15 protein-coding genes are annotated in these 14,631 nt (G+C 63.4%); 4 read left to right on the forward strand and 11 right to left on the reverse strand.

The features are described 5' to 3' along the window. The first annotated feature begins 504 nt into the window (after positions 1–504). The 3 genes from RHIZ70P_RS10025 to trmFO all read left to right on the forward strand — a co-directional run bounded on the left by RHIZ70P_RS10025 (position 505) and on the right by trmFO (position 2,595). Entirely contained in the window at positions 505–651 is a 147-nt protein-coding gene (locus RHIZ70P_RS10025) for a DUF1127 domain-containing protein (RefSeq protein WP_115670237.1), read from the forward strand. Positions 652–889: 238 nt separating this feature from the next. Continuing rightward, entirely contained in the window at positions 890–1,033 is a 144-nt protein-coding gene (locus RHIZ70P_RS10030) for a DUF1127 domain-containing protein (RefSeq protein ID WP_115670166.1), read from the forward strand. A gap of 146 nt (positions 1,034–1,179) precedes the next feature. Continuing rightward, the gene (gene trmFO / locus RHIZ70P_RS10035; RefSeq protein WP_115670167.1) at positions 1,180–2,595 is read left to right on the forward strand and encodes a methylenetetrahydrofolate--tRNA-(uracil(54)-C(5))-methyltransferase (FADH(2)-oxidizing) TrmFO; all 1,416 of its coding nucleotides are present in this window, start codon (positions 1,180–1,182) and stop codon (positions 2,593–2,595) included. Positions 2,596–2,622: 27 nt separating this feature from the next. Here trmFO and RHIZ70P_RS10040 read toward each other — a convergent pair whose 3' ends face one another. From RHIZ70P_RS10040 to yajC, 5 genes are all read right to left on the reverse strand, one after another. Beyond that, the gene (locus RHIZ70P_RS10040; RefSeq protein ID WP_115670238.1) at positions 2,623–3,081 is read right to left on the reverse strand and encodes a hypothetical protein; all 459 of its coding nucleotides are present in this window, start codon (positions 3,079–3,081) and stop codon (positions 2,623–2,625) included. Positions 3,082–3,167: 86 nt separating this feature from the next. After that, a complete protein-coding gene (locus RHIZ70P_RS10045) occupies positions 3,168–3,986 on the reverse strand; it encodes a phytoene/squalene synthase family protein (RefSeq protein WP_115670239.1) in 819 nt (272 codons plus the stop codon). 51 nt (positions 3,987–4,037) lie between these two features. Continuing rightward, positions 4,038–4,442, reverse strand: coding sequence for an Mth938-like domain-containing protein (locus RHIZ70P_RS10050; protein ID WP_115670168.1), 405 nt, complete (start codon positions 4,440–4,442; stop codon positions 4,038–4,040). A gap of 5 nt (positions 4,443–4,447) precedes the next feature. Further along, complete coding sequence (gene secDF / locus RHIZ70P_RS10055; RefSeq protein WP_115670169.1) at positions 4,448–7,006, reverse strand: protein translocase subunit SecDF; 2,559 nt, start codon at positions 7,004–7,006, stop codon at positions 4,448–4,450. 76 nt (positions 7,007–7,082) lie between these two features. Continuing rightward, complete coding sequence (gene yajC, locus RHIZ70P_RS10060) at positions 7,083–7,430, reverse strand: preprotein translocase subunit YajC (protein ID WP_115670170.1); 348 nt, start codon at positions 7,428–7,430, stop codon at positions 7,083–7,085. 209 nt (positions 7,431–7,639) lie between these two features. Here yajC and RHIZ70P_RS10065 point away from each other — a divergent pair, with 209 nt between their 5' ends. Then, positions 7,640–8,512: an ATP-binding protein gene (locus tag RHIZ70P_RS10065; protein WP_115670171.1), complete on the forward strand. Its 873-nt coding sequence runs from the start codon at positions 7,640–7,642 to the stop codon at positions 8,510–8,512. A gap of 57 nt (positions 8,513–8,569) precedes the next feature. Here the strand turns inward: RHIZ70P_RS10065 and RHIZ70P_RS10070 are convergent, their stop codons facing one another. The 6 genes from RHIZ70P_RS10070 to tatB all read right to left on the reverse strand — a co-directional run bounded on the left by RHIZ70P_RS10070 (position 8,570) and on the right by tatB (position 14,579). Continuing rightward, entirely contained in the window at positions 8,570–10,132 is a 1,563-nt protein-coding gene (locus tag RHIZ70P_RS10070; RefSeq protein WP_115670172.1) for a peptidoglycan DD-metalloendopeptidase family protein, read from the reverse strand. A 144-nt stretch (positions 10,133–10,276) separates the two neighbouring features. Continuing rightward, entirely contained in the window at positions 10,277–10,918 is a 642-nt protein-coding gene (locus RHIZ70P_RS10075) for a protein-L-isoaspartate(D-aspartate) O-methyltransferase (protein ID WP_181903989.1), read from the reverse strand. An 8-nt stretch (positions 10,919–10,926) separates the two neighbouring features. Next, positions 10,927–11,700 (reverse strand): 5'/3'-nucleotidase SurE, encoded by a 774-nt coding sequence (gene surE / locus RHIZ70P_RS10080; protein WP_115670174.1) that lies wholly within the window; start codon positions 11,698–11,700, stop codon positions 10,927–10,929. A gap of 12 nt (positions 11,701–11,712) precedes the next feature. Continuing rightward, positions 11,713–12,996: a serine--tRNA ligase gene (serS, locus tag RHIZ70P_RS10085; protein WP_115670175.1), complete on the reverse strand. Its 1,284-nt coding sequence runs from the start codon at positions 12,994–12,996 to the stop codon at positions 11,713–11,715. Positions 12,997–13,101: 105 nt separating this feature from the next. Beyond that, positions 13,102–13,920 (reverse strand): twin-arginine translocase subunit TatC, encoded by an 819-nt coding sequence (gene tatC, locus RHIZ70P_RS10090; protein WP_115670176.1) that lies wholly within the window; start codon positions 13,918–13,920, stop codon positions 13,102–13,104. Further along, entirely contained in the window at positions 13,917–14,579 is a 663-nt protein-coding gene (gene tatB, locus RHIZ70P_RS10095) for a Sec-independent protein translocase protein TatB (protein ID WP_115670177.1), read from the reverse strand. The genes tatC and tatB overlap by 4 nt, the downstream gene beginning before the upstream one ends. Positions 14,580–14,631: the final 52 nt, after the last annotated feature.

Consider the following 14,631-nt stretch of genomic DNA (forward strand, 5'->3'; position numbering starts at 1 on the left):
CATGCACTTTGCGCATGGCTTCCATGATGATATTGCACTGCACAAGATCGATTTTTCCGCTATTGTCAGTCTCAACAGAGCGCGAACGAAATGACTTCGATCCGCTCAAGCGGCGGACATTCCGCCGATACGACCTTCGACCCTGCGCACTCCTCCTCCCAGCGCAGCGTCGATTTGACTGACGACACTCCTCCTCCCAGTCGTCAGTCTGTCAAAATGACGCTCACCGGATCCTCCTCCCCCGGTGAGCGTTATTTTTTTGTCTTCACTCCACCGCAGCCGCCGACCCACATTATCCCGAGGCTGACTTCCGAGCCGGCCGGCGCTCGATCGCCTGGCGAATTCTTGATCAACTCCACCGACCCTCGATCCATGGCCTATGCAACGGCCGCATAGGAGTCATACGACTCCGTCACTTCAAGTCTTTCGCACCGCAACATATATAACATTTATCAGATTCAGGCCGGCACCCCGATGGGAAGCCGCGAAACAAGAGGCAAGACCATGAACATCGCACGCTCGCTCAACAACTGGCGCAAGTACCGTCAGACCGTCACCGAACTCGGACGCATGTCGGACCGGGAACTGCGGGACCTCGGCATTGGCCGCGAAGATATTCGCCGCGTTGCACGGCACGCCGTCGCCGGCTGATCCCCATCCCAGATGATGAGAAAAGGCTCCTTCGGGGGCCTTTTTTGTTGCCTGTCCGGACGGACGATTGCCTACCTCCGCGTCTCTGCCACTTAATTCGCCACTCCATGCACAATTGCATAGCAGTCGCTCATAATTTGCACTGCACAATATTGTTTTACGGGCGTATAAAACGCTCAATCGCTGAGGTGGAGGAAACCACGAGATCAGCGCAAGAGATTCACCCGAGGAAACGACCATGAACCCGATCCGCATTGCCAAGAACTGGATGAGCTATCGCCGCACGATGAACGAACTGGGCAACCTGTCCAACCAGGCCCTGTCCGACATCGGCATCACCCGCTACGAAATTCGCAACATCGCCGCTCGCTCCTTTCGCTAATCGCGAAGGTTGAGCTTTCTGGCGGCGGGAACGGCACCTTCGGGTGCCGTTCTTGATTCCGGGCTGGCCCACGGTCTTCCCTCTGCCTGCTTGCAGCAGGCCGGAAAGGATTGGCCCTTCGCTTACCCCGTGATAAGCAGCACGCCATGATGAAAAGCACTCTTCCCCCCATTCATGTCGTCGGCGGCGGGCTCGCCGGATCGGAAGCCGCCTGGCAGGCGGCCGAGGCCGGCGTTCCGGTCATTCTCCACGAAATGCGCGGCGTGCGTGGCACCGACGCGCATAAGACCGACAGCCTTGCCGAACTGGTCTGCTCCAATTCCTTCCGCTCGGACGACGCGACCGCTAATGCCGTCGGCGTCATTCACGCAGAGATGCGACTTGCCGGATCACTCATCATGGCCTGCGCCGACAAACACCAGGTGCCGGCCGGCGGCGCACTGGCCGTCGACAGAGACGGCTTTGCCGAGGCGGTGAGCCAATCGATCGAGGCACACCCTCTGATTACCGTCGTGCGTGAAGAGATCACCGGCCTGCCGCCAAAGGACTGGGGCTCGACAATCATCGCAACCGGCCCGCTGACGTCGCCCGATCTCGCCGAGGCGATTCGCGCGGAAACGGGCGAAGACGCCCTCGCCTTCTTCGACGCGATCGCGCCGATCGTCTATCGCGACTCGATCGACATGGACATCTGCTGGTACCAGTCACGCTATGACAAGGTCGGGCCCGGCGGCACGGGAAAGGACTACATCAACTGCCCCCTCGACGAAGCGCAATACAATGCCTTCATCGATGCGCTGATTGCCGGCGACGCGGTCGGCTTCAAGGAGTGGGAAGGCACGCCCTATTTCGACGGTTGCCTGCCGATCGAGGTGATGGCCGAGCGCGGCCGCGAAACCTTGCGCCATGGGCCGATGAAACCGATGGGCCTCACCAACGCGCACAATCCGACCGTCAAGCCCTATGCGGTCGTGCAATTGCGCCAGGACAACGCGCTCGGCACGCTCTACAACATGGTCGGCTTCCAGACCAAGCTGCGCTACGGCGCGCAGGCGGAAATCTTCCGGATGATCCCGGGACTGCAGAACGCCGAATTCGCCCGCCTCGGTGGCCTTCACCGCAATACCTATATCAACTCCCCTGTCCTGCTGGATCCGACGCTGGCGCTGAAAAGCCGGCCGGAACTTCGCTTTGCCGGGCAGATCACCGGCTGTGAAGGCTATGTCGAGAGTGCCTCGATCGGGCTCCTCGCCGGTCGCTTCGCAGCCGCCGGGCGCAAGGGTGAAATGCCCGTCCCGCCGCCACAGACGACCGCCATGGGCTCCCTGCTCAACCATATTACCGGGGGCCATCTCGTCAGCGACGAGGAGCCCGGCAAGCGCTCCTTCCAGCCAATGAACATCAATTTCGGGCTGTTTCCGGACCTTGCTCCGGGGTCGATCGTCAAGCCGGAGGGCATCAAGCGCTTTCGAGGCAAGGACAAGACGATCATGAAACGGCAGTTGATGGCCGCCCGGGCGCTCGACGACTGCAAGGTCTGGCTGGCCCGCGAACACGCCTGAGACGCTGACGGAACAGACCGTGGCGGGTCAGGCCGTCGGGATAGCCCCAGCCGGGGCATCCCGCTCGGCATGGCCGACATAATTGCCCAGCAGCCAAAGCGAGACCTCCGCGGCCTCGATCGGCGTCGCGAAGGTGAATTCACCATTGTGGAAAGGCGCATCGAGGAACTCGATGGCGAAGCCCCGGCCGTTCGGCAGGTCGCGCACGCGCACCGTTCCCGGCTCGATCAGATGGCAGGCATAGTGGCTGCGCATGTTGCGCATGAGCCCGGCCTTGTTGTCGTGCAGCCGCACGAACACGGCGCGTCCGTCCTCGGTGGCGTGCAGGCTGCGGATCGCCTCGTTGGGAAAGGCACGGCCGAATTCGACGATCGCAAGCCCCGAGTCGTGCAGATCATCCTCATTGGCCTGCTTTGCCATACGCGTCGAATAGTAGGCAAAGACAGCCACCAGCAGGAAAATAACGATCCAGGTAATCGACGCCACGCCTTGCCTCCCGCTTTGGCCGGACATCCGCCGACACGTTCTTCATTGGAGGACTTAACAGCCGAGCCTTGCGCGAATGTGGCGCGTCAGAAGCGCCCGATCAAGGTGGCGCGCAGCAGGCGCAACTGCCGGCGCCATTGCGGCTCCCGCAAGTCGCCGTCAAAGACGGCCCAGCCTGCCTTCCGCGCTCGAATGAGCACGGTCTCGGACAATGCCACCGGCAGATAGGCCGGGACCAGGCTCTTCGGCAGAGGCCCCCCGTGGCGCGCCTTGCGCAGATGATCCAGGCCCAGCCCGGCAAAGGCCTCGATCGCGGCCGAAATCCGCGGCTTGTCGTCACCGACCAGGAAGCCGTCGCGATCAAGCCCGACCGCCGAAAGGATCTCGAGCGGCAGATAGAGCTGGCCCCGCGCCCGATGAACCGGCATCAGCAGAAGGCTTCCGGCAATCGCCTGCGCGACGCCCGCATGGCCGGCGATCGTCGCCGCATCTGCCGCAGCCTTCGGATCGAGCACCAGGCTGACAAGCTGGATGAGCGCCGCCGCCGTCTCCCCGGCATAGCCCTCGAACATCCCGGTCGTCTCCATCGGGTCGTCGTAGAGATCGAACAGGCGGGCCTCGATCATGGCGGTCAGCGCGGTCAGGGGGAGTTGATGCTGCCGGATGGTCTCCAGGAGCGCTGCGGCAATGGGATTGGCCTCGGTCGAACCATGGGCGGCGCCCGCGAGCAGGTCGCGCCAGTATTGCAGACGCACCTCACCGGGCAGGGGCTCACGCACGAGATCGCGGATGCGGGCGATCTCGGCATTGAAGGCATAGAGCGACGCCACTGCATCGCGCCTCAAAGCCGGCGTCAACAGGCAGGCGAGATAGCGGTCGCGATCGGTGTCGCGCAGTGCCGACATCTCGAGGATGCCCTTTGCTGTCTCGACCTTGCTCAAGGACGTCTTCCCGGTTCAAACGGCGATCAGGGCAGCCGCCACGGCCCGCTGCTCGGCGAGCATGATGTTGTAGGTCCTAACCGCGGCTCCCGTTCCCATCGGATCGCTGGCAATGCCCTTGGCCTTCAGCGCGGCCTTGAGTTCGGCCGGAAGCAGGCGCAATTGCGAACCCGTGCCGACCAGCAGCACCTCGATCTCGGCGGCATCCTCCAGCACGCGACGAAAGTTCTCGACCGTCAACGGCATGTCCACGTCCATCTCCCAACCGTAGATCCCGGAAGGGAGCATCAGCAATGAACCGCGATGCGACATGTCGGCGAAGCGGAACCCGCCATTGCCGTAGGAATCGATCGGCGCGCGCCCGGGAAAATGAGCCGGACGAACCACGATCCCCTTGCCGGACGGCGAGAACGACGACATTGGCCTTAAGCCTCGACCTTGCCCGAAACCGGACGGGCGGCCTCGACTTCCGCGTCCCGTTCCTGGAAAGTCTCCGGACGCAGCTTGAAGGCGATCAGCACCGGACCGGCAATATAGACCGACGAGAAGGTGCCGATCACCACGCCGAAGATCATCGCCAGCGTGAAGGAAGCGATCACCTCGCCGCCAAAAATGTATAGGGCGATCAGAGCAAGAAGCGTGGTCGAGCCCGTCAGAACCGTTCGCGACAGCGTCTGGTTGACCGAGATATCGATCAGCACATCGAGCGGCATCTTCTTGTAGCGTCTGAGGTTTTCGCGCATTCGGTCGTAGACGACCACAGTATCGTTCAGCGAATAGCCGATGATCGTCAGGATCGCCGCGATACTGGTCAAGTTGAACTCGATACCGAGGAAGACGTAGAGGCCGAGCGTCAGGATGACGTCGTGCAGTGTGGCGATGATCGCACCCAGCGCAAACTGCCATTCGAAGCGGAACCAGATATAGACCAGAATGGCGAGCAGCGACGCTGCGACGCCAATGGTCGCCATCTTGGTCAGGTCGGCGGAAACGGCCGGACCGACCACTTCGACCCGTCGGAACTCATAGGCGTCCTCGAGTTCGCCGCGAACCATGGTGATCGCCGATTGCTCGGCATTCTCGCCGCCTTCCTGGGCCTGAATGCGGATCAGAACGCTGGCGGGATCACCAAAACCCTGGGCCTGGACCTCTCCCAGATTGAGTTCGCTCAACCGGTCGCGGATATCGGAAATATCGGCCTGGCCCGAACGCGCCTTGACCTCGATGATCGAGCCGCCCTGGAAGTCGATGCCGAGATTCATGCCCAGTGTCGTGAAGCCGACCAGCGAAATGAGCGACAGCGCGCCGGCCACCGCGAAGGTATAGCGACGGATCGCCATGAAGCGGATGTTCTGCGCGTCGAACATGCCGGTGCGGACGCCCTTCGGCAGGTGCTTCGGACGCTGCCAACGGAACCAGACGGCCATCAGCCAGCGGGTCATGGTGAAGGCGGTGAAGACGGTGGTGACGATACCGATGGCCAGGGTTACGGCAAAACCCTTGACCGGGCCGGAGCCGAGGAAGAACAGCACGGCGGCGGCAATCAGCGTCGTCAGGTTGGCGTCGACGATGGTTGCGAAGGCCTTGTTGAAGCCGACCTCGATCGACTGGACTAGCGATCTGCCACTTTTGGCCTCCTCGCGGATGCGCTCGTAGACGAGGACGTTGGAGTCGACCGCCATGCCCATGGTCAGGACGATACCGGCGATGCCCGGCAGGGTGAGCGTCGAGCCGAGCAGCGACAACAGAGCCAGGATCATCACGATATTGGCCGCCAGCGCGATGTTGGCCATCACGCCGAAGGTTCCGTAGAAGCCGAGCATGAAAAGCACGACGAAGATCGCGCCGATGCCGCTGGCAAGGACGCCGGCATTGATCGAATCCTGACCGAGTCCCGGACCGACGGTGCGCTCCTCGACCACGGTAAGGGTCGCGGGAAGCGCGCCGGCGCGCAGCAGGACGGCGAGATCGTTGGCGCCCTCGACGGAAAAATTGCCGGAAATCTGACCGGAGCCGCCGATGATCGGCTCGCGGATGACGGGGGCCGAAATGACCTGGTCGTCGAGGACGATGGCGAAGGGACGGCCGACATTCTCCTGGGTCGCCTGGGCAAAGCGCTGGGCACCCCTGCTGTCGAAGCGGAAGGTGACCACAGGCTCGTTGGTCTGCTGGTTGAAGCTGGCCTGCGCGTCGACGAGATTTTCGCCCGACACCAGGGAGCGCTTCTCGATGAGATAGGGCACCGCCGGGTCGTCGACCGAATAAAGGACTTCGGCAGTCGCCGGCGGTCGGCCGTTGATCGCTTCCTCGACCGGCATGCTCATGTCGACCATGTGGAAGGAAAGCTTCGCGGTCTGGTTCAGAAGCGCCTTGAGGCGCTGCGGATCGGTCAGGCCCGGCACCTGGACGATGATCCGGTCATTGCCCTGGCGCTGGATCAGCGGCTCGGTCGTGCCGAGTTCGTCGACACGCCGGCGCACGACCTCCATCGACTGGGTGAGCGCGGAACCGGTACGGTACGCGATGCCCTCATCCGTCAGGTTGAAGCGCAACAGGGTGCCGTCTTCCTGAAGCGTGACTTCCTGAATGGTGCCACCTGTCAGGCCGCCGACACTCACCGGCTCGGAAAGCGACGACAGCGCCTGCTTGGCCGCTTCGACCTTGTCCGCGTCGGTGATGCGGACCTGGACCTGCTGTCCGACTCCGGAAAGGCCGGTATAGCGGATGCCGGCTTCACGCAGCGCGGCGCGAATGTCGCCCACCGTCGTTTCCAGCCGCTCCTTGATGATGTCGGCCTGCTCGATCTTGAGCATGATGTGGGAGCCGCCCTGCAAGTCGAGACCGAGCGTCACCTTCTTGGTCGGCATCCACGACGGGAAAGCCTCAAGCTGCTCATCGCTGAAAAGATTGGGCACGGCCACCAGGACACTCACCAGGACGGTGAACCAGATGAAGATTGTCTTCCAGCGCGAAAAATACAGCATGAAACTCTCGAAGTCGGATGGTTTCCATCGAAAAGAAAAGCAACCGTCAAGGCCGGCTGCAAAGTGTTCTCAGCGATCAGGCGGCAGCGTCGGTCTTGACCGGCTCACCCTTCACGCGCACTTCGGCGATGTAGGTGCGCAGTGCGCGAACCTTGACGCCGTCGGCCAGTTCGACCTCGACCTCGTTGTCATCCACGACCTTGGTCACCTTGGCGATGATGCCGCCGCCCAGTACCACCTGATCGCCGCGACGGATCGAGGCCAGCGTCTCGGCGCGCTTCTTCATCTGCTGGCGCTGCGGACGGATCAGCAGGAAGTACCAGATCAGCATGAGCGGGGCGAAGAGGAACAGCATTTCGAGGCCGGAACCGAATGCACCGCCGGCGGCAGCACCGTCCTGAGCGAAGGCTTGCGTAATGAACATGGAATAACTCCCTAGACTGCGATGATCGCGGGCAGCCTCGCCCCCGCTTCAGGTCGCCGGAATATAGTGCCGGGACCTGTGAATGCAACAAAAACAGCGGCGGCCAGTACCGTTTTACAGCCTCTTACCCTTTCGGCTCACAAAAGGCCATGCTACCGCCGGCGAAATGCCGCCCGGCGCCGTGGCGGCGCCATGTCGAGGAGGTCACGATGTCCGAAGAAGCAAACCAGATCCTGCTTGCAGAACTGCGCCGCCTGACCGCGGCGGTCGAGCGCCTCGCCGGGCCGCCGCCGGCGGAGAACGACTGGACAGCCGCCGACTGTTTCGTGTGGTCGCCGGCCCGGAGCCATCTCCAGCCGATCAGGCGGCCGAACCGCGTGGCGCTGTCGCTGATCCGCGGCGTCGACCACGTGCGCGACATCCTGCATGAGAACACGCTGCGCTTCGCCGAAGGCTATCCGGCCAACAATGTCCTTTTGTGGGGCGCGCGCGGCATGGGCAAGTCTTCGCTGGTCAAGGCCGTGCATGCCGATATCCGCGGGCAAACCGGCATTTCGCTGAAGCTGGTTGAAGTCCACCGCGAGGACATCGCCACGCTGCCCGCCCTTCTCGACCTGCTCAAGGACACGCCGCATCGCATCATCCTGTTCTGCGACGACCTGTCCTTCGACCATGACGATACGGCCTACAAGTCACTGAAGGCGGCGCTCGACGGCGGCATCGAGGGGCGGCCGGACAATGTGCTCTTCTATGCGACGTCCAACCGCCGGCATCTCCTGCCGCGGCACATGATGGAGAACGAGCAGTCGACGGCGATCAACCCGTCGGAGGCGGTCGAGGAAAAAGTCTCGCTCTCGGATCGTTTCGGCCTGTGGCTCGGCTTCCACAAGTGCAGCCAGGACGACTACCTGACGATGATCGACGGCTATGCAGCGCATTTCAAACTGCCGTTGGATCGCGAAGACCTGCACCACCAGGCGCTCGAATGGGCGACCACGCGCGGCGGACGGTCGGGCCGGGTGGCCTGGCAGTACATCCAGGACCTCGCCGGTCGGCTACGGATCTCCATGGACCGCGCCTGAAACGAGAAAAGGCCCGGTGATACCGGACCTTTTCACCGCTTGCCTGGGACGCGAAACTTAATCCAGGAAAGTCATCGGGTTGACCGGGGTCGCATCCTTGCGAACCTCGAAATGCAGCATCGGGCGCTTGGCGCTGCCGCTCATGCCAGAGGTGGCGAGCTGCTGGCCGCGCTGGACCTTCTGGCCGCGCTGCACGGAAAGCCCGTCGGCATGGCCGTAGACCGTGACCGTTCCGTCGTCGTGGCGCACGAGAACGGTATTGCCAAGCTCCTTCAACCCGTTGCCGGCATAGATGACCACGCCGTTCTCGGCTGCCTTGACCGGCGTTCCCGCCGGAACAGAGATGTCGATACCGTCATTGCGCTTGCCGTCGACATTGGCGCCATAGCCGGCGACGACCGCGCCGCGGACCGGCCAGCGATACTTGCCGATGCCCGTCGTTTCGGGTGCCTCTTCCTTCGGATCGACCGAAGCGACCTCGCTGACCGACTGGGTCGCGGCAGGCGCCTTGTAGGCTGCCGGAGCATTGCCCTTGGGGTCAGCCTTGCCGGCGGGGATGGTCGACGTCTTGACCGGATCGGTTGCAGGCGCCGTCGATGCCACCTGGGCCGGCGCTTCGCCGGCCGGGATCGTCAGGGTTTGGCCGATGCGGATATTGGCCGACGTCAGGCCATTGGCCGCCTTCAGCCTGTCGATCGGCGTACCGGTCGCCTTGGCGATCTTGTTGAGGGAATCCCCTGCCTTGACCACGTATTTGCCGGGAGCAGCGCCCTCGCCCCCACCGGCGACAGCCTTGCCGGTGGCGCTCGAGGCCGGGCCCTGCAACTTCTCGCGAGAAGAGGGAGCCGTCGGCAGGACCGCAACATTCTGTTCCGGCGACTGAGGCAGGGTCGGCTTCTTGCCGCCATCGGGGAGAACCGAGGCATCTGCCGCCGCGCGGGCCGCATTTGCCTGACCGACCGGGCTCGGGATCAGCACCAGCTGACCCGTGGCCGCGTCGCTTGGATGGGTCAGGCCATTGGCTTTTAGAATTTCCCGTTCCGGGACGCCGTAGCGGCCGGACAGTGTCGAAATCGTCTCGCCGCGCTTCAGCGTCACGCGTGCCGCGTTCGCCGTGCTCCAGGCCGGGGCCGTCCTGGTCGTGCCGGTGGTCAGCGTATCGCCGGCAGCGGGAGGCGTGAGCATCGCCGTCTGCTGTTGGGCGGGTGCCGAGGGGAAGGGCTGACCGAGGGCTGCGGCGCGCTCGGCAGACTTGGTGGTGGCCGCCCCTGCCGGAGCCGCGAGTTCGCCGCGCTGGACGGCGACGGGTGCTGCGGCTGCACGGGCTGCCGAGGATGGCGCGTAGGCCGGCTGGCTCGGATAGGGCTGATTGACCGCCTGCTGACGACTGGAATAATCCGCCTGGGCCGCCGGCTGCATGCCGCCGACATCGGCCGATGGCATGGGGCTGGCAACGACGTTGCGGCGCGGAATGGACGCCGTCGTCAGACTGTCGGTGGAGAATACGGAACTAAACCGCGACGCATCCGAGCTGCAGCCGGTCGCAGCGCTGGCAAGCAACATCGCCACAAGGATACGGGTGACGGGCAGTCCGGATTTCGGCGATACACTCATACGCATAACTCGACCCACTTATTACGCAACTTGATGTGGCTATGATTAAAGCGCGTTAGTGTTACTGGCCGGTTAATCGAAGAGAATCGCCGTGAACTATTTTCGAGAAGTCGAACATTCGCAGGCGCACCAGGGCCCCTTACGACGGCGTCAAAGGAAGGATGCGAGCCGGGGGACGAGCGGCAGGTAAGGAACCTCGAACAGGTCTTCGCGGTCGAAGCGGCTTCCCGTCTTGGTCAGACGCATCATCATGCAGGTCTCCTCGCCGGTCATCAGGGGCGCGAGCAGCACGCCGCCGGATACCAGCTGGTCGGCCAGGAAGCGCGGCATGGTGGGAAAAGCCGCGGTGGCGACAATGCGGTCGAAGGTCCCCTCGCCCGTCAAGCCATTGCTGCCATCGGCCTGACGCAGCACCACGTTGCGAAGACCCAGACCGTCCATGCGGCTCTGGGCGGCGGCAATCAGCGTCTTGTAGCGGTCGATTGACATGACGCGCTCGCACAGACGACCGAGTACGGCGGTCATGAAACCGCTGCCGGTGCCAATCTCCAGCACGCGCTGGCCGGGCTTGACATGGAGTTGGGCGAGCAGCCGTACGGCAAGGTCGGCGCCTTCCATGAAGGCGCCGCATTCGATCGGAATGGAGCGGCTGGAATAGGCCTGTTCGGAGAACTGCGGCGGAACGAAGAGCGAGCGCGGCGTCTGCTCGACAGCGGTCAGGAGATCGAGATCGGATATCCCCTCCGCCCGGAGCCTGAGAACCAGCGCGGCAAAGCCCTCCTTCTCCAGCATGCCCGGCTTCAATCGGCTGCTCCGAAGCCCAGCGCCCGGGCAATGCTGTCCTGGGCGGCATAGTCCGTCATGTCGAGTTTCAGCGGGGTGACCGAGATCTTGTCTTCCTTGAGAGCCTGCAGATCGGTGCCTTCGCGGAACTTGCTGCCGCGATCGCCGAATCGCAGCCAGTAATAGGGAAAGCCGCGGCCATCGGCGCGCTGTTCGACCTCGAGACCGAAATCGAGCTTGCCCTGCGACGTCACCTCGATCCCCTGGACCTCGGCGGGCGCGCAGCGCGGGAAGTTGACGTTGAGGAAGGTTCCCGGCGGCAGCTCGGCCTTGAGCAGCTGCGCCAGAAGCTTGGGAGCGAGCGTTTCGGCCACTTCCCAGGGAATGACACGGCCGCCATTGTCATATTCATAGAGCTGGCTGAGCGAAATCGAGCGGACACCCTGCAGCGTGCCCTCGATTGCGCCTGCGACCGTGCCGGAATAGGTCACGTCGTCGGCGACGTTTCCACCGGCATTGATACCGGACAGGACGAGGTCCGGCTTTTCGGGCAGGATCTCGCGGATCGCCATGATCACGCAATCCGTCGGCGTGCCGCGCAGCGCATAGCGTTTCTCGTCGATCTTGCGCAGCCTGAGCGGCTCCGACAGCGTCAGCGAGTGCGCAAGCCCGCTCTGGTCGGTCTCGGGCGCCACGATCCAGACATCGTCCGAAAGCGTGCGGGCAACCCGTTCGAGAACCGCCAGGCCCTCGGCGTGGATGCCATCGTCATTGGTCAGGAGAATACGCATGAAAACTCCGCCTCAAGCCGCTTTTTCGATCTTCTTCAGGCCACCCATGTAAGGCAGCAGAACGTCTGGAACGGTGATCGAACCGTCCTCGTTCTGGTAATTCTCCATGACCGCGATCAACGCCCGGCCGACAGCCGTGCCCGAACCGTTCAGCGTATGGACGAAGGTCGTGCCCTTGCCGTCCTTGCCGCGATAGCGGGCGTTCATCCGTCGGCCCTGGAAATCGCCGCAGACCGAGCAGGACGAGATTTCACGATAGGTGTTCTGGCCGGGCAGCCAAACTTCGAGGTCATAGGTCTTGCGCGCGCCAAAACCCATGTCGCCGGTGCACAGCGTCATGGTGCGGAAATGCAGGCCAAGGCGTTTCAGCACTTCCTCGGCGCAGGCGGTCATGCGTTCGTGCTCGTCGATCGCGCTGTCGGCATCGGTTATCGACACGAGTTCGCACTTCCAGAACTGATGCTGGCGCAGCATGCCGCGCGTGTCACGGCCAGCGGAGCCCGCTTCCGAGCGGAAGGACGGGGTGAGCGCGGTAAAGCGTAGCGGCAGCTTGTCCTGATCGAGGATTTCGCCCGAAACGAGATTGGTGAGCGTCACCTCCGCCGTCGGGATCAGCCAGCGCCCGTCGGTCGTCTTGAACAGGTCCTCGGCGAACTTCGGCAACTGCCCGGTGCCGTACATCGCCTCGTCCTTGACCATCAGTGGCGAGGAGACTTCGGTGTAACCGTGCTCGCTGGTGTGCAAGTCGAGCATGAACTGGCCGATGGCGCGTTCCAGCCGGGCCAATGGGCCGGTCAGGACGGTGAAACGCGAACCGGACAGCTTGGCGGCCCGCTCGAAATCCATGTAACCCAGCGCTTCGCCGAGCTCATAGTGCTCCTTGGCCGCATGGTTCCAGCCGGGCTTCTCGCCGACGACGCGCTTGACCACATTGTCGTGCTCGTCCTTGCCGACCGGCACGTCCTCCAGCGGAATATTGGGAATGCGCGACAGCTGGTCGGTGAGCTCCGCCGTCAGCTGGCGTTCCTCTTCTTCCGCCGTCGGCATGATGTCCTTGAAATGGGCGATCTCGGCCTTGAGCTTCTCGGCGAGGTCCATGTCCTTCTTGCCCATGGCCGCGCCGATCTCCTTGGAGGCGGCATTGCGGCGGGCCTGCATGTCCTGCAGCGACTGGACGACGGAGCGGCGTTTTTCATCCAGCGCGATCAGCCTGGCGGCCAGAGGCTCTGCACCGCGCTTGGCCAGAGCGGCATCGAGGGCTTCGGCATTGTCGCGGATCCATTTGATATCAAGCATCGTCGTTCCAGGTCATCTCTCGTGATCGTCGGATCGGACCTGGCGGGCGCCCTGTCCGGCCCCATGGATGCAAGCTCGGGAGTGGAGGAGGACGAACGGCGCGATTTACGCGCTGTCCTGCTCGCCCGCCTCGTCCGCGACAACCGAAGTCTCGGCGGCCCGGCGACGCTCCACGAGTCGCGCAGCATAGATGGCTACCTCGTAGAGAAGGATCGTGGGCAAAGCAAGACCGATCTGGGAGATCGGATCGGGCGGGGTCAGCACCGCGGCGACGACGAAAGCGACGACAATGAAATACTTGCGCTTGTCGGCCAGCCACTGGCTTTCGAGGATGCCGACACGCGCCAGAAGCGTGGTGACGACCGGCAGCTGGAAGACCAGACCGAAGGAGAAGACCAGCGTCATGATGAGGCTCAGATATTCCGAAACCTTCGGCATCAGCGAGATGGCCACCTCGCCCTCACCTGGCGCCTGCTGCATGGCGAGGAAGAACCACATCACCATCGGCGTGAAGAAGAAATAGACGAGAGCGCCGCCGAGCAGGAAGAGGATCGGCGATGCGACCAGGAACGGCAGGAAGGCCGCCCGCTCGTTCTTGTAGAGACCGGGCGCGACGAACTTGTAGATCTGTGCCGCGATCACCGGAAAGGCGATCACGACGGCACCGAACATCGCCACCTTGACCTGAGTAAAGAAGAACTCCTGCGGTGCGGTATAGATCAGTTCCGCCTTGGCCAGATCGAGCCCTGCCCACTGCACCGCCCACTTGTAAGGGACGACCAGGATGTTGAAGAGCTGCTTGGCGAAGGCGAAGCAGCCGATGAAGGCGATGAAGAACGCACCCAGCGCCCAGATCAGGCGCGAGCGCAGTTCGATCAGATGCTCGACGAGCGGCTGCGGCTTGTCTTCGATGTCGCCGCTCATGCGGGCTCCTCGTTCTTCGGCTTGCGGGGCTTCTTCGGCGTCGTCGGCTTGGCTGCGGCGGTCTCGACCGTCGCGGGCTTTGCCCGGCTCGCCTTGGCCGGCGTGGCCGCAGCCGTCGATTTCGCCGGCTTGGCGACAGGGCTGTCTGCGGACGATGCCGGTTTCTTGGACTTGCTCGCCGCCTTGCTCGGCGCAGCGACCTTGACAGGCTCCGGAGCCGCAGCAGGCGCGGGATCAGCCATAGGCCGGGCGAATTCGTTCGGCACCCCGGTCAGCGGCGAAGGCATTTCCGGCAAGGGCGCGGGCTGGACCGCGGGCTCGGACGGTGCGATGCCGGCGGCAGCCTTGGCATCCGCCGTCGTCGCCTTTTTCAGGTCGGCCTTGATCTCGTCACCCACTTGGCGCAGCGGGTTGATCGCGTCGCGCAGCGCATTCTTCGGATTGAGACTGCGAACTTCGTCAACCGACTTGCGCAGGTCGTCGAGTTCCGCTTCGCGCAGCGCCTCGTCGAACTGGGCTCGAAATTCGCCAGCCGTCCGGCGCAGCCGCGACGTCATCTTGCCGAAAGCGCGGATCATCGGTGGAAGGTCTTTCGGACCGACCACGACGATCAGGATCACCGCGATGACGAGCAACTCGGTCCAGCCAATATCCAGCATTCAACGGGCTCCTGAAGCCTTGCTTTGCGGGGAACGCGCGTCGTGGAGACGC

The organism is Paenirhizobium selenitireducens ATCC BAA-1503 (assembly GCF_900492185.1).
Classification (GTDB): domain Bacteria; phylum Pseudomonadota; class Alphaproteobacteria; order Rhizobiales; family Rhizobiaceae; genus Allorhizobium; species Allorhizobium selenitireducens_A.

Coding starts and splice junctions, on each gene's coding strand:
- RHIZ70P_RS10050 (WP_115670168.1), bottom strand. CDS start 4,442: ATGTCGTCGTTCTCGCCGTCCGGCAAGGGGATCGTGGTTCGTCCGGCT.
- surE (WP_115670174.1), bottom strand. CDS start 11,700: ATGCGTATTCTCCTGACCAATGACGATGGCATCCACGCCGAGGGCCTG.
- RHIZ70P_RS10030 (WP_115670166.1), top strand. CDS start 890: ATGAACCCGATCCGCATTGCCAAGAACTGGATGAGCTATCGCCGCACG.
- tatB (WP_115670177.1), bottom strand. CDS start 14,579: ATGCTGGATATTGGCTGGACCGAGTTGCTCGTCATCGCGGTGATCCTG.
- yajC (WP_115670170.1), bottom strand. CDS start 7,430: ATGTTCATTACGCAAGCCTTCGCTCAGGACGGTGCTGCCGCCGGCGGT.
- serS (WP_115670175.1), bottom strand. CDS start 12,996: ATGCTTGATATCAAATGGATCCGCGACAATGCCGAAGCCCTCGATGCC.
- RHIZ70P_RS10075 (WP_181903989.1), bottom strand. CDS start 10,918: ATGCTGGAGAAGGAGGGCTTTGCCGCGCTGGTTCTCAGGCTCCGGGCG.
- secDF (WP_115670169.1), bottom strand. CDS start 7,006: ATGCTGTATTTTTCGCGCTGGAAGACAATCTTCATCTGGTTCACCGTC.
- RHIZ70P_RS10025 (WP_115670237.1), top strand. CDS start 505: ATGAACATCGCACGCTCGCTCAACAACTGGCGCAAGTACCGTCAGACC.
- RHIZ70P_RS10070 (WP_115670172.1), bottom strand. CDS start 10,132: ATGCGTATGAGTGTATCGCCGAAATCCGGACTGCCCGTCACCCGTATC.
- RHIZ70P_RS10045 (WP_115670239.1), bottom strand. CDS start 3,986: ATGTCGGCACTGCGCGACACCGATCGCGACCGCTATCTCGCCTGCCTG.
- RHIZ70P_RS10065 (WP_115670171.1), top strand. CDS start 7,640: ATGTCCGAAGAAGCAAACCAGATCCTGCTTGCAGAACTGCGCCGCCTG.
- tatC (WP_115670176.1), bottom strand. CDS start 13,920: ATGAGCGGCGACATCGAAGACAAGCCGCAGCCGCTCGTCGAGCATCTG.
- trmFO (WP_115670167.1), top strand. CDS start 1,180: ATGATGAAAAGCACTCTTCCCCCCATTCATGTCGTCGGCGGCGGGCTC.